The sequence below is a fragment of the Pseudoalteromonas rubra genome (assembly GCF_000238295.3).
GTDB classification, from domain to species: Bacteria; Pseudomonadota; Gammaproteobacteria; order Enterobacterales; family Alteromonadaceae; genus Pseudoalteromonas; species Pseudoalteromonas rubra.
This window is the reverse complement of the sequence record NZ_AHCD03000035.1, coordinates 894,581-909,225: the sequence shown is the minus strand read 5'-3', so window position 1 is coordinate 909,225 and position 14,645 is coordinate 894,581. Positions and strand designations below refer to the sequence as shown.

Below are 14,645 nucleotides of genomic sequence, written 5' to 3'. Positions count from 1 at the left end.
CTATGGAACAAGCGAAAAACGCGAATAACGACACCAGTTTCGTTATGCGATTCCTCAACAACATTGAAAGGGTGGGCAATAAGCTGCCTGATCCTGCCATGATCTTCCTCGGTGCCATGCTGCTGATTTGGCTATTGTCCTGGATGCTGTCAGGTGTCAGTTTTGATGCCATCGATCCGCGCACCGGAGAGGCGATTGTTGTTCATAACCTGCTAAGCGGCGATTCTCTGGCCGGCTTTTTGGCCTCAATGGTTAAAACCTTTACTGGCTTTGCGCCTCTGGGCGTAGTTTTGGTTGCTATGCTGGGCGTCGGTGTGGCCGAGCACTCAGGCTATATTAATGCCGGTCTTAAGCTGATGTTGAAGCGCACGCCTCAGGCCCTGCTAACTCCCTCTATCATTTTGATCGCAATTGTAAGCCACACAGCGACCGATGCCGGTTATGTGTTGGTAATTCCATTGGCGGGTGTGATTTTCTATGCCATGGGCCGTCACCCGCTGGCAGGTATTGCAGCGGCATTTGCCGGGGTAAGTGGTGGCTTTAGTGCTAACTTTATCCCTTCAGGTATTGATCCTTTATTGCAGAGCTTCACTCAAAGCGCAGCCCAAATCATCGATCCTGAAATATCGGTCAACCCGCTGAATAACTGGTTCTTCACGTCGGCGTCGAGCATCTTTATTATCCTGCTAGGCTGGTACATTACTGATAAAATTATTGAGCCGCGTCTGGCATCAACCAAAGTCGATGGTGATACTGATGATTTGCCTGAGTTTAACGAAGTAACCGGTAAAGAGCGTTCGGCATTTTACGCGGCGTCTGCTGTCATGCTGGCAGGTATTGGTTTACTCATCTACGCAGCCAGTGGTGAAGACTCGGCGCTACGCAGTGAAAGTGGCGCATTGACCGATTTTAGTGCGCCGTTAATGCAGTCCATTGTACCGCTGATTTTCTTACTGTTCTGGATCCCGGGTGCCGTATTTGGCTTTATGGTTGGCACCTTTAAGTCATCAAAAGACATGATAGATGCAATGAGTAAGTCGATGAACTCGATGTCTTATTACATCGTCATGGCGTTCTTCTGTGCGCTGTTTATTGCGGCATTTAGCCAGTCTAATCTGGGGGCATTATTGGCCATCGAAGGGGCTGAAGTCTTAAAGGCAATGGCGCTACCAAGCTCTGTGACTGTGATTGGGATTATCTTCCTGACTGCTTTTGTGAATCTGTTTGTTGGCTCAAGTTCTGCAAAATGGGCACTGTTGGGCCCAATCTTTGTGCCTATGCTGATGCAACTGGGTATTTCACCTGATCTGTCTCAGGCAGCGTATCGTGTTGGTGACTCCAGCTCAAACATCATTACGCCATTGATGCCGTACTTCCCGCTGGTGGTGGTTTACTGTCAGAAATATGTGAAAGACACCGGGATTGGTACATTGCTGGCACTGATGTTGCCATACTCTATTGCCTTCTTGATTGGCTGGAGCTTATTCCTGCTGGCATACTGGGGCCTGAGCATTCCTCTGGGTCTGCAGTCTAGCTATATTTATCCGGCAGGTTAATCTGCTGAACTATGGATGAGGCTGTTATGCCTCATCCTGTTTCTGTTTCAAGCAACTGTTCACGTCCGCTTGCAAAGACATCCAATCAACATCGTATCTTCTCATAGACATCTTTTTCACCCATTCTGGCAAAGTAGTGCGTTGCTGATAGCAATAAAGAAAAAAGCCGACTTCTGTCGGCTATATGGATCTGCTATTGGTTGGGCCAAAAGCACCAAGGGAAATCTTACTGCCTCCGTGCAGTAAATACTCAAGGGAGGTTGAAAATCCAAGTAACCAATAAGAGTACATACCGGTTAAAAGCAGGCGCATCATACCCTTGTTAGATGACTAAATTATGACAAACTGTGCTGGCCTTTTAGTTTTGTTTCTTTTCTGAGGTGAGTCTGCTTTAGGTAGTGAAAAGTTGAACGCCCTGTGCGTCAATAGAGAAAAGTACTTGAATAGATTAGAATAGTTACAGACGAAGGTCCTGCAGGGTCAAATGACGAGGAAGGTGAGATGTTACGAGTTACGCTTGAGCAGTGGCGTATGTTTCGCGCTGTTGTGGAGTATGGCGGATTTAATCAAGCGGCCAAGGCTATTCATAAGAGTCAGTCGAGCATACATACGGCAGTACAGAAAATAGAAACAGCGTTATCGGTTAAGCTATTTCAGGTGGAAGGCCGCAAAACGCACCTGACTGAAGCAGGCGACATGATGTTACGCCGCGCCAATTATTTGCTCGACGAAGCCGAGAAAGTCGAAGCGGTTGGCCAGACTCTGGCAAAAGGGGTTGAGAGCCACCTGCGTATTGCCGTCGATGAAATTTTTCCTCAGTCATTGCTCTACAAAGTGCTGGAGACAACTTCTCAGGCTTATCCATTGCTTCGTATTGAATTGGTTGAGTCTATTCTGTCAGGGTCGTTTGAGGCGCTTCAGAACGCTAAGGTGGATATTGCTATCTCGCCTATGGTGCTGACGGATGGATTCAGTGAACAGTTATGTCAGGTGGAGTTTGTGGCTGTCGCGCACCCGGAGCACAAGTTGCATCAGCTCGAGCGTGAGTTGACGCTGGAGGACCTCAAATCATTCCGGCAAATCGTAGTCAGAGATTCTGCGTTGGGTAAGGGGACAGACAGCGGCTGGTTGGGGGCTGATCAGCGCTGGACCGTAAGTCATTTGCGCACTATGGTGGATATGGTTACTCAGGGGCTGGGTTTTGCCTGGTTGCCCAGAAGTGCTATCACAGCGCAGCTCAGCTCGGGCGCGTTACAACCGCTGCCATTGACTCACAATCGCACTCGTCAGGCTCAGCTCAACCTGATTTTTAAAGATGGAGACACACTCGGCCCGGCTGCCAGGGCGTTTCTTGGTGAGCTGAGATTTCAGTGTATGGCGCTGGAAGACCAGCAAAGCGATTAAGTGGCCGAGGCTTCGTGTGAGTTCGCCAGCACCTGCTCAACGGCGACTGGGCGACTAAACCAGTAGCCTTGAAACTCTTTAACCCCAAGTTCGAGCAGTTTATTCAGCTGCTCCCGGGTTTCAACGCCCTCTGCCAGTGCCGCAATACCGAGGTTATCACACATGGTCAGGATCCCCAGCAACAGCGCCTGTTGTTTTTGGTCTGAGGTGATCTGCGTGACCAAAGAGCGGTCCAGTTTGAGTCGCTTAATGGGTGAGGCCAGTACACGTGCAATATTGGAATACCCTATCCCGAAGTCATCAATACTCAGGCTGAACCCCATTTTATCCAGGGCTTCCATGATCTGGTTGTGATCATCGGCAAAACTATACTCGGTGAGCTCAAATTCAAACATGCGCGGATTCAGGCCATAGCTGTGCACTATGGCCAGTGTGTTGCGGGCAAACTGCTCGCAGGCAATGTCTCGGGAGCTGATGTTGATGGCGATAGGCACGTGAATATCCGGGTGGCTCTGTAAGGTATGACACACTTTGTGCAGTATGCGCTGTGTCAGTTGATTAACCAGGCCAAATTCCTCAGCAATGGGCACAAACTCTCCGGGAGATACCCAGCCCAGCAAGGGGCTGTGCCAGCGGGCCAGGGCTTCATAGCCAATTATCGAATGGGTGTTATCGTGCTTGCTTTGTAAAACAATTTGCAACTCGTCATGTTCCAGTGCTTTTTCAAGCAATAGGGCCATTTCGTGGCGTGCCAGCGTCTGACGCCGGGTGCCGTGGTCAAAGATGGCCAGATCATCGCCTGCACCACGTAATTCACAAGCCTGCTGGGCATTTTTCAGCAGGCGTTCGGGGATATAGCCATGCTCAGGGTAGGTGGCAATGCCCACAGCATAACGGGCGTGGAACTGATGTTGACCCAGCTTCAGCCAGAAATCGAGATGCTGATGCCAGCGTTGTGCTACTTCCAGCACTGGTGCATCGGGCTCGATAATAATAGCCAGTCTTCCGGCACCAATATAAGCAATCTGATCGAGCAAACTGGGGTCGTGCTCAGCCACCTGATTAATGTGGCCATATAAGTGTTTGTGCAGCTCTCCATCAATCAGGTAATCCAATACATGCTTGTTGAGGTTTTCAGCAATCAGCAGGGCAAATGGCCGGCCGCGATCAATATGCACCTGTAATTGCTCGGTAAGCCAGGTTTTATTCGGTAAGTTAGTCCGGGCATCAAAGTATTTGGCTTGCTGGTGGGCGACATCCAACGCCAGCAGATCCTGCTGAAGCTGATGCTGATCGGAGACGTCATTAAGATACCAGGCACACAGTTGCTCGGAATGATATTCCCGCGACGCCAGCTCTATCGTACTTTCGCCGACATGAAAGGTATTCAGATCTGCTTCGATCAGGTCGTTGTTGTTGAGCAATCGACTCAGGTCGTCCTGAGTTACGCGAGCGAAATTGCAGGGCAGGGGTTGAGTTTGGATCCCCAATAATCGGCGTGCTTTTTCATTGGCTTCAACAATATTAAATTGCTGGTCTACCAGCACAATGGCGTGAAATGATTTTTGAAAGAAGCGTTGATAGATTTGTTTCTGAGAAGCCAGTAGTTCGTTATTGCTTGCCATATGCAAGTTCAGTCGGCTGGCGGCCAGACTAGTGCGCCACACGGCCAGCGGCACCGTGCAATTAAAGAAGAAAAACAATAAAAAATGAATGTAAATGTCTCCGTCTACCAGCATGCGCTCACCTGACGGGATCATCGAGACATTAACCTGTTGTACTATCATCAGAAACGGGACGATATTCAATGCTGCGTAAAAAATCGCGGTTCGCTTACCCAGCAGCAGTAAAGCCAGAATAGGCGTGATGTAAACAAAAATGGAACCAAGCTGAGCAAGGGGCAACAAGGGGATAAACAGTTTAATGGCCACTCCGGCGGCCACAATGGCAATCATCAGCAGGTGAGCACACAACTGGTAGGCACTGCGGCTCAGCGTAAGCAACACACCTATGGTGAGTGTAAAGCCCGATGTAAGCGCCAGAACATAATTAAGTTCAAATGCCAGTGCAGCAGGCAAGCTGTTGATAAAGATCCCCAGACACAATAAAAGTCCGGTCACCAATATAATGCGCAGTGCACTGACACGCCAGTTAGGCACCTCGCTTGGCGATTGGGTTTCTTCCTCAAGTAAGAAAAAGCGGCTTAAAGAACTCAAAACGTTACAGTTATTATTATTGTTTTTCCCGATACTAAGGCCATAAGGGTCTCAATTCAATGGGTAGAGACAGTAAAAGCTGCGCTAAATCAGCTTAATTGCGTTTTTTTTCAACATACTGGAGGGGAAATAGTCAAACAAAGGGCTGAAATTTAAGGGAGATTCAAAAAACATGCGTTAAAAGAGGGCTTTTTGCTGTTCAGGTCCTGGAGTAGCTTTAAAGCACAGATCAGGCCCTTGCAGTGATTCCCGTCCGGCCTGAAATTCGCATGTGTTTGCCGGCCTTTATTGTTTCCGTGAGTAACTGACGAAGCAACAATGTCTAACGTGTCTCCCGGACACTTACGAGCAGAGAGCCTGAAAATATCATGCAGGATTGTCTGTTTGCATGTGAACAGCACACATCTTTTTAGTATCAGGGGAAATTTGTAATCTATGTTTCATTCCGACCATTGAGTAGCTGTTAGCCAAAGACAACTGACAAGTATCACAATTTACTGTAGCTCGTGATGTGCGCACATATAGGCACAAGTAAAACGTATGTTTTGAACTATATCAAACTTCGCATTCTGCTCTAGTCTGAGTCTCATTGATATAAGATCTCTCTACTTACAGACTAATTAAATCTTGAGCAATGAACATCGTGATGGTAGGTTTGGTGTTAATTTTGGGTTAATTTTTTGGTTTTTCTGTTGGTGTTTTGAGGTTATGTCTTGGAGTACGTTGTTGATCTGAATTCTCATTTTTGCACTGATAGTGCCAAAACTGGTTCACACATCTAAATAAAGCACACACATATCTTAGATATTTATTGGAAGGATACATAAATGACTGAAAGAGTAAAAACAACATATGTCCTCATGCTTGAGCAGCTAGAGTCGAACTTGAGAGGTCGTATTTCTGAACATGTGGCCTCAAGCAAAGTAGATGATTGTCTCTTGCCTTTGAGTGACTTCATTAATGATGTTTACCAAAATGACAAGGAAACAAGTTTAGTATCGAGATTATCAACCTTAATAAAATCGTTGGAAAGCCAACTCAAGGAGTCACCATTAAATGAAGATTCGCAAAAGTCAATTCTGAGTCCACTGCATGGATTTCTCGATGATGTAGCTGAGTTAGCTGAGTTAGATAGGGTGCACCAAGAGCTTTCTAACAAGATAATACAACCATTTGAGGATGCGCACAAACAATCAAATAGATTCTCGATCTCATTCGGAATTGTTGGTTTGATTTCGGCTGTTATAGGTTTAAGCGGATTTTTGCTATCTATTAATAGTGAAGATAAACAGCAAGCTTTATTGGACACCATAAGTCAGTTTTCGAGTGAAGTAAAAGATCATAATAGCGGAATACTTAAACAAGCGCAGGCAACCCTCAAAGAGGAGGCAAAGAATAACAAAAATGACATAATCGACGTGGTTTCAACGGATATTTTATCCGTTAAAACGCTAATTTCAAATAATTATAGTAATCAGGGGACATTTAGTACAGGTATAGCCAGGGAGCAGGGTATAGGTACCGGTGCTAGACTTAGTGAAAACCCATTTGAAGACTATCTCATTTCGACAGAGAAAGGTGACATTCAAGGTGCTAAAGATGCGTTAAAGACCATGATTAATATAGGTGCGCCTTCCAGAATACAATTAGCTTCAGCTCTTGGCATTCTTCATTATGGTGATGGCGAGACCTTAGAGATTACAAAGCGTATATGGTATTCACATAAGGAGCAGTTCTCTTCAACTGAACATCAAGGCACTTTGTCTGCAGTTACTCACTACGCACAAAAAGTTGACCAAGAGAAAGCAAATGCTCCATTTATTGAAGATGTATCAAAATATCTGGTTAGTAACACTGATAACCAGGAAGACAAGGCATTTGCATATAATCAATTAGGGAAGATATATTACGGGCTTGATATTAATAAAGCGAAAGAACATACCTTAAAAGCACTTAAATTTTCTCCAGATGATACATCTTATTTACATAACTTATCAATGATATATGAACGTAGTGGTGATTACTCCCAAGCTTTACACTATTCTGAGCAGTCGTTTTCAAAAAGAGATGTAGACGATCCAGATGCAGACCATATTAGTCAATACATCGACGTGCTCCTGAAGTTAATTGATGTTGATTCACCCTCAGAATCTAATGGGGAACATACTGAGAAAGTAAGAGAGTTGTATGTGTTATTAAAAGAGGTAGATCCAAGAGAAGCGCTTTTATCTTTGATCAAGAACGATGGACTCAAAGACATTGTGGAATTGGAGCAATAATCATCCGATAAACTCGGATGTCAAAAAGCTGCGTGCCACTTGTTGACGCCGATTATGGTGGCTTGGGGGTCAGCTTCATCGCGATCTCCCAAGTCGATATATTAAACATATTTATCTGTACATCGCTTGAAATCATTGAAAATGCTGAATGCCGTTACGGTTATAATGTGCTTTCCACTCGCTTGTGCTCTTTACGGAGTTTTTGGAAATCAGACTAACGAAATCAGCATGAGAATGGCGTTGTTTCCTGGATCATTGAATTAATCTAACCAGATCTCAAAAGTGGACACAGAGACTAAACTTTGAAAGAAAAACGTATCATTAACTGACGTGCCCACAACAAAACCCTTATCGCCAGAGGCAGCATCCAACTTTGGTTTTCCGAGGATGCGATTATTGTAACTCCCCCATAAACTGCGACAGTTATTGAGTAGAATTTCCATTAACAAAAGAAGGAAGTTTTACGATGAGAAAAGCAAGTTCACCGAGTCACAAATTGTTGCCATGAACAAAAAAGCTGTGCGCACAAGCAGTCGCATAGCGTGAGTTGAGCATTTCCTTAAGCAGTTTGGGGTAAGTGTGGCACTTGCTTTTGAGGTGCAGGACTAAATCGAAGTGTCTATTACTGCAAGCATAAATGGCCACCAGATGATGAGGTAATCGATGCGTTGTTATTGCTTGAAGAGCGCCACCCTCGCTGGGGTTTGCCTATGTTGTTTGAACGACTGCGACATCAGGGCAAAGCATGGAACAAGAAGCGTGTTGAACGAGTTTACAATATGCTAAAGCTCAACCTGAGGAGAAAAAGAAAGCGCCGTGCTCCGACATGCAGCCAGAGCCGTTGAGTACACCGGAAAAGCACAATGATTTTTGGTCCATGGATTTCATGAACGACGCTTCAGGACATTAAATATTATTTTCGACAAGCACTGGCCATCGAAGTAGATACCAGTTTGACCACTGAGCGGGTTAACAGAACGCTCTAACGAGTGATTGCCTGGAGAGGAAAGCCGTCGCAAATAAGGGTTGATAACGGACCTGAATTTACATCCAGCTTGTTAGAAAGCTGAGCTCAGGACAAAAATATAAAGCTGGAGTTTATCCAGCTAAGTAGTCTTTATCAAAACGGTTTTGTGGAGCCTTTTAATTGTAGCTATCGAGAACAAGTATTAGATTTGTATCTGTTCGATTTACTACAACAAGTGCGCGAAATCACAGATGAATGGTTAGAAATATACAATTATGAAAGGCCTCACGATGCGCCGGGGGACAGATACCAGTTGGCCACCTTGATGCTGCATAATTCTACTAGTGAGCTTTACTAAGATTGGGTGGAGTTACAGAAATTCGCATGTGTTTGCATGCGAATATCACGGGTTATTTGTTCTGTAGCCGTGAGTGGCAAGCAGGCTTTGCAATTTGCATGTTATCCTCACCTGCCAGCTGAAGCCTGTTAAGAAAAACTTAGCAGTAGCTCCATTCAGGGTGGACGGCTATATACATACTCATCCCGCAGTGGCATAGTGATTTTGGCCACCTAATTAAGCGTGTTATATTACTGTTTTGATTGAGGGAAAAGTTTGTCATACGTAATCTTTCTAGTACCTCTCTTTGTCGTACTTTACAATTTGAGGGTGTTCATTTTAAAGCTGCAAAACAAAACGACAGAGTCATTTATATTTTTAGTTGTGCCTATCCTGGTCGTTTCAATTTATCTGGTGAGTTCACGCCAGGAAAGCTTGCTGTTAGTTGCCATTGATCCTGCTACTTATGCTCTGCCATATTATTGGTTAAGGCAATATGTGAAGCGAGCCAATTAAAAAGGTACCTGACAAGGCTTAATACGTTAAACAGGGCTTTGTCGTAGCGGATTTTGATATAAGTTCGTATGTGTTCATTTTCGAGATGGTAAGTGCATGTGTGAAAAGAAATTTACGTGTCCCTGTTGTGGTTATAAAAGCCTGGAATTAGAGCCTCCGGGGACATTTACAATCTGTGAAGTCTGTGACTGGGAAGATGACAACGTGCAGTTTCATGATCCAGATTATGAAGGGGGTGCAAACTTATACAGCCTTCGGCAAGCTCAATATAAATATTCAGAAGGATATCGGGCGAGGCTCCACAAACCGGCATTTAAAAAAGACTCCAGCTGGGTGCAGTTGGCCAAAGTACCAGAAGTTGAGGCAGGTGGCTGAAGTTGTTCCTGTTAAGGGGATGTGCATGTGACAGTTGTGTGGTTTAGGTCGATTTTCTTATCCTAACTTATTCTATGACCGGGTCACGAGTGTAGTGCTTAATCTAAAGCAGTTTACGTTTTAGCGACGCTGATATGAAGTTTTATAGCATACTCACCGAGACGCTGTTTGCTTTTATCAAACTGCGAATCCAGGTTTTTTGGGCTGTGTCGAAAACAGCGGCCATGATAGTATATATGGTGTTTCTATGGATGAATCAAACAAAGTTGTAATTTTAAAAATAATACTCATTTTACTAATTTTACTTTTGCTTTTTCCTTGTTATTTAGCAATGTATGGGATCTTTTTCGCACTCACTGATGGTGGTCCTCATAGCCATGAAGGTTTCACTGGAGCAGGGCTCATTGCATTTAATTCAGGCATTGTTTGGTTCCCTCAGTTGGTGTTGGTTTATATGTTTAGGAACCAGCTGAACAATATATTCAAGCTTGTATCAATAGCCCCTTTCTTGGTTCTATTTGTGTGTTTCTTAGTTTCTATATCGCAAAGCGTTTAAATAATTGGATATTTGTAATTTTGCCAGTATCACTGAGTCGTATAGCATGGCTCACGAGAATACATTCCATAATTGGAACCTTTCCTTCAGCCAAAGCATAGCTTTGTTTGCGATATTCAATTTCTTTGTTAAGCCCGAAAACATCCAGGAAAGATGTTTTCGTTGCTTTTGCCTGGAATCGTCGTTGTCAACACATCATGTGGAATGTGGCGTTATCATTAAAGGGACTTGCGTCAGTAAAACAAGTAACAAGCTGAGGGAGTTAGATCTTTGCTATAAATCAGATGTATGTTCAAAACTTTTTTAAGGGGTAAATCAAGTATGTATTTTAGGGAAATTTCACTTGAGCCCATGGTAGATGATGGAATAATATACTTGTTGCTATTATCTGGCTAGCTAACTAATTTTGTTCGAACGACAGAGGTATCTATCACTATGATTAATAAAATAAATATTTTGTTTTTTCATAGAGGAAGGTGTTAGGTTTACGTGAAAGTTGAGAGCGCAGCAGAAATTTACCAAAGAAAACGGACTAAGTTCTTGCCGGTTCTGAAAGCCTGCATTGTGGTTTTTATGTGTGTTGTGGTGTTTTTCTTTGTTACTGAAAAAGAGTCGGTTTGGATGTTTGTACTTGCTTCTATTTCCACAGCAATCGGGATAATCATACAAATGACTCTAAATACTTGCCCCAAATGTGGTGCGGCTCAGTTTAAATATTTGAAATTTAATGGGAAGTTGGTCAGAAGCCAGCGCTGGGACTTAAACCCAATTGAGTGTCCTTTATGTGGTGAAAAGCTAAAGTAAGCCTAAAAGATAGACCCTTTTGTTATGAGTGGCTATTTACTATCTGATGGTTTCGCTAAGAAACGGTGGTGTTTGGAAATAGTAGTGGGAAGGTAACTTTTAATTATACGCTATTTTTATTGAGCTACTACAACTAGGCTTAGTTTTAAATTAGTATCAATAATATTATTTTAAAAACCATTGTTCAGGGCTGTTTTTACTTAATTAAGGAATATTGTGGCTCTAGTAAAATTTATAAGAAACTTACTGCTTGTACTTCTTTTAACTTACATTGTCGTTTTGACGAGCAAGACAGTACAAGTTTATCTTTTATATAAAATGAGCGCTATGGGGTCTGGTTGGGATGATGGCGCGGCATATGTTTTTATTGAAAATAAAGTTGATTATAAGCCTTTGATCCTTGATATGTTGGATGAAAATGAGATGAGCTCTTATGAGACGCTTATTACTTTTACATTTGCCGAATTTCTCTTAGATGATGAAGATGTTTATTCGAAACTAAAGAAAATATCAGAAAGTTACCCCAAGAAACATGTCAGGTGTTTCTGGCATGACGTTTTGAATGGGCGTTTTGAGCAAGTGCCCATTTCTTCGCAAAAACCCAGCGGAGATAAGAATCAATTTGTTGCATATCGGTTCGTGGATCAGGGGACTGCTTGCAAGTAATATGACATATAGAATCTTAAACCGGGGAGGTACTAATACAGATTGTTGTGTCATAACTTTCTTTAGCTTGTTAAGCATCAGGAGATTTCTTCATGTATAAGCACTGCTTCTTAGTTTTAACAGTAGTTAGTTTTACAACTTTGGCCCTACCACATGGAGGGTATTGGAAACCTGACTTTACAAAATCTGTTTGCATACTGGGCCAGACTGCAAATGTAAAAGTTCTGTCAGGTATAAATTTTAGTGTTTTCGCAAGTTTTTCATATAAGGGTAAAGATTACGAAGTGTCTGCTCTGCAGGACAGTTATCAGATTGAGAAAGAGACTCATATCCTTAGCTTTACTATTCCCAGCGTTTTAAATTCCTCGCTTGAAAAAGTTGATTATCCAGTTGAGGCTTTTATGGATGGAAGAAAATTAATCAAAGTTGAGTTTGATGATTTTCAGTATTTTTATGTGAAAGGGAAAGAGGTAAATACTATTCTAAATCATGAAAGTAAATCGGACGTTTTTTCGGTGCAGGTGAAGTCTGCTTCTGGAGATTCACACTCTTTAGATTTTAACCATGAGCACTTTTCTTTGGCCGCGAAAATGTATCTGACTTGTGCTGAAAACATTACTTAACAAAGAGTAAATCGAGGGTTCGCCTTCGAATTATCCGGCTCATAGTTTTGAGTGACTACTCGCTGCGCTTTCGTAAGGTTTACCAATCAAATGAATAAATATAAAGTCGTAGAAAATCTAATCGGGTGGAGTGTCCCATTTCTTAATTTATTCAGAAGGCCAGAACCTTGGCCCTATAAGCTTGATGATCTGCTTTACTTGGATCAGGGGACATTGGGCGAGGAGCTGCATCAGTTTTTACAATCTCGGAATTTAGGCTATTTACCTAAATATGAGGAACATGACGCATATCATGCACTTTTGGGCTACGGCACCACGGTTACAGAGGAGTTGAAATTACAATCATTTATGTGGGGTAACAAAAATGCTACTTTCGCGGGGAAAATACTGTTTATTTTGGGCTACATACTTTTTCCATCAAAACATGATGAATTTAGACAGGAAATAAAACGCGGGATGCGGGCGAGGCCATTATGCGAATTCGATATTGCTTCAATGATCCCACTACAGTTAGATGAACTGAGACGTGATTTATGCATAAACTAGTATCCTTTGTCGCAATAAGCTTTTTTCTGTTCATTGTTTGGGTTATCTATCTGGCAAATACTGGGCAAGACAGCATCTTCTTTGATTTGGTAAGATCAATCCCTAATGGAGATAAACTTGGTCATATCGGTCTGTTTGGTACTTTGACAGTTCTATTTATTGTTAGCTTTAAATTTAGAAGTTTAGTATTCGGCAAAGTGCATATTTATTATGGTGCAGTGATAGTTTTGACTTTGGTATGTCTGGAAGAGTTAAGTCAGGCATTTATATCCGCACGTACATTTGACCTGTTTGATATGGTCGCAAATATAGTAGGTATATTATCCGGCACAGTCATTTGCCATGTGGGCAAAATGAGATTTGCACAAACAGAGTAATTTGGTTTGAATCACATGTAGGGACATTGAACTAAGCTTTGATATGAAGCGGAAATCGATTGCACTTTTTTAGTGGCAAACGTGTTTAGTTCAGCATTGACATGTCCAATTGAAATGGCAGTAGGGAATTTATGCTCCGGTTATTGATAATTGCAATAGTATCTACGTTTTTGCTGATCCCTATTACAGGTTTTTCAATCAATGGGACGTACGGGGCTTAAGTGTACTTGGCCAGATCTCAGCAGTGGTAGCAAAGTGAAAATAAATATAGATTTGTTTAGTCGGTTCAGCAGTGTTTTATTGGCCGTTAGTTTAGGAATAATCATATTTAGCCTGGTCGCGCCTGCATTGTTGCCTGACGAGCAAGCCATCAGGTTGGGGGCGGAGCCGTCTGTTGTTAACCCTAAATTGGTCTGGGCTTGTCTTTTATCCCTATCCGTATTTTTGTGTATTCAGCAGCGGGTTCGCTGGTTAAAGGGCTTAAGTTGGGCTGCGTTGTGGATAATGTTGTTTTTGAGTGTGATTGCTTAAGAGCGATAAAATATTAATAAAACTGGTATGGAAGAAAAGAGTTGTAGACTCAGTGCGCTACAAAGAGGGCGGAAAACGAGTTGAGTAATGAGTAAAGTTCGAGCTCACAGAGAAAAACAAACCAAATCATATCAGAGGTTAGATGCGACGATTAGCCGTACGTTTTCAGCCTCTCATATGAGTAATGCAAAATGGGTTAAGCTGCTCAAGGCAGTGGCATCTTTTGAAGAGCGTAGCTACCCGATCACATATAAATTAGTAAGTTGCGAACAAATCAGGCAATCCCGGACGGAGCCTTACGAAGAACACATTGATAATCTTTGGTTCTGTGAGCCTGCGTTTTATAAAGAGATTGAGTGGCTGGAATTCACTTTTGACGAATGCAATGAGTTGACTCGCCTGATTGAAGCACTTTCCAGGATCGCCGAATTTCCAATTACTAAAACGGTAACGGGATATCGGGTCATAGGATATTCATAGTTGTACTAAATCAATGGTGTGAAGTTCCACCAGTTTCGCTGTTTCTTTGATATTGGTTGTGTGAGGTGCTACGACACCCGCGCGAAACTCCGCCCGGGTGGGTGTCATGTAAGCTGATTGCTTACGTACCCATAGCTTCTGTCAGCTAGTCGCCCAGCGTGTCATTGTTTTTACTCTTTTATAGCAATCAAACCTTGCATAATCGCTAGGTACGAGAGTCGCAGGGCTCTCTAAGGTAGGCAAATAAGTACCCTCAGCGTTACTGTGAGAGCGAACACGAAGCAGTGTACTTGGCATAGGTCATGGTTTTATTTTACTATTGCAGGAAGTTATTTCTGCCCGTTTTTCACACGACCAGTAAAGCACGCTTGTTTTGAGAGGGCCTGCACAAAGCTCTCTATCTGTTGGCTTA

The 14,645-nt window shown here is 42.9% G+C and carries 14 protein-coding genes; 13 read left to right on the top strand and 1 reads right to left on the bottom strand.

The window, feature by feature from the left end:
* Window positions 1–2: 2 nt before the first annotated feature.
* A complete protein-coding gene (locus PRUB_RS15210) occupies window positions 3–1,556 on the top strand; it encodes an AbgT family transporter (protein ID WP_010382038.1) in 1,554 nt (517 codons plus the stop codon).
* 501 nt (window positions 1,557–2,057) lie between these two features.
* On the top strand, window positions 2,058–2,960 hold the full coding sequence (locus PRUB_RS15205; RefSeq protein WP_010382036.1) for a LysR family transcriptional regulator: 903 nt from the start codon (window positions 2,058–2,060) through the stop codon (window positions 2,958–2,960).
* On the opposite strand, the gene PRUB_RS15200 is transcribed toward PRUB_RS15205, so the two are convergent.
* Entirely contained in the window at window positions 2,957–5,176 is a 2,220-nt protein-coding gene (locus PRUB_RS15200; RefSeq protein WP_155946190.1) for a GGDEF domain-containing phosphodiesterase, read from the bottom strand. The genes PRUB_RS15205 and PRUB_RS15200 overlap by 4 nt on opposite strands.
* Before the next feature lie 827 nt (window positions 5,177–6,003).
* Between PRUB_RS15200 and PRUB_RS15195 the strand changes: the two genes are divergently transcribed.
* The 11 genes from PRUB_RS15195 (at window position 6,004) to PRUB_RS15145 (ending at window position 14,233) form a co-directional block, all read left to right on the top strand.
* Complete coding sequence (locus PRUB_RS15195; RefSeq protein WP_010382031.1) at window positions 6,004–7,455, top strand: tetratricopeptide repeat protein; 1,452 nt, start codon at window positions 6,004–6,006, stop codon at window positions 7,453–7,455.
* Between the two features lie 668 nt (window positions 7,456–8,123).
* Complete coding sequence (locus PRUB_RS26805) at window positions 8,124–8,300, top strand: IS3 family transposase (protein ID WP_198452360.1); 177 nt, start codon at window positions 8,124–8,126, stop codon at window positions 8,298–8,300.
* Between the two features lie 240 nt (window positions 8,301–8,540).
* Window positions 8,541–8,780, top strand: a complete 240-nt coding sequence (locus PRUB_RS26800; protein ID WP_081694258.1) for an integrase core domain-containing protein — start codon at window positions 8,541–8,543, stop codon at window positions 8,778–8,780.
* A gap of 591 nt (window positions 8,781–9,371) precedes the next feature.
* Entirely contained in the window at window positions 9,372–9,650 is a 279-nt protein-coding gene (locus tag PRUB_RS26795) for a CPCC family cysteine-rich protein (RefSeq protein ID WP_010382028.1), read from the top strand.
* Between the two features lie 247 nt (window positions 9,651–9,897).
* Window positions 9,898–10,206 carry a hypothetical protein gene (locus tag PRUB_RS15175; RefSeq protein ID WP_010382027.1) on the top strand — a complete coding sequence of 103 codons (309 nt, stop codon included), beginning with the start codon at window positions 9,898–9,900 and terminating at the stop codon, window positions 10,204–10,206.
* A 489-nt stretch (window positions 10,207–10,695) separates the two neighbouring features.
* A complete protein-coding gene (locus PRUB_RS15170) occupies window positions 10,696–11,010 on the top strand; it encodes a hypothetical protein (RefSeq protein WP_010382025.1) in 315 nt (104 codons plus the stop codon).
* 216 nt (window positions 11,011–11,226) lie between these two features.
* Complete coding sequence (locus tag PRUB_RS15165; protein ID WP_010382023.1) at window positions 11,227–11,676, top strand: hypothetical protein; 450 nt, start codon at window positions 11,227–11,229, stop codon at window positions 11,674–11,676.
* Window positions 11,677–11,768: 92 nt separating this feature from the next.
* On the top strand, window positions 11,769–12,299 hold the full coding sequence (locus PRUB_RS15160; RefSeq protein ID WP_010382021.1) for a hypothetical protein: 531 nt from the start codon (window positions 11,769–11,771) through the stop codon (window positions 12,297–12,299).
* A 90-nt stretch (window positions 12,300–12,389) separates the two neighbouring features.
* Window positions 12,390–12,845, top strand: coding sequence for a Coq4 family protein (locus PRUB_RS15155; protein WP_010382019.1), 456 nt, complete (start codon window positions 12,390–12,392; stop codon window positions 12,843–12,845).
* Window positions 12,833–13,222: a VanZ family protein gene (locus PRUB_RS15150; RefSeq protein WP_010382017.1), complete on the top strand. Its 390-nt coding sequence runs from the start codon at window positions 12,833–12,835 to the stop codon at window positions 13,220–13,222. The genes PRUB_RS15155 and PRUB_RS15150 overlap by 13 nt, the downstream gene beginning before the upstream one ends.
* A gap of 618 nt (window positions 13,223–13,840) precedes the next feature.
* Window positions 13,841–14,233: a DUF6678 family protein gene (locus PRUB_RS15145; protein WP_010382013.1), complete on the top strand. Its 393-nt coding sequence runs from the start codon at window positions 13,841–13,843 to the stop codon at window positions 14,231–14,233.
* Window positions 14,234–14,645 lie beyond the last annotated feature (412 nt).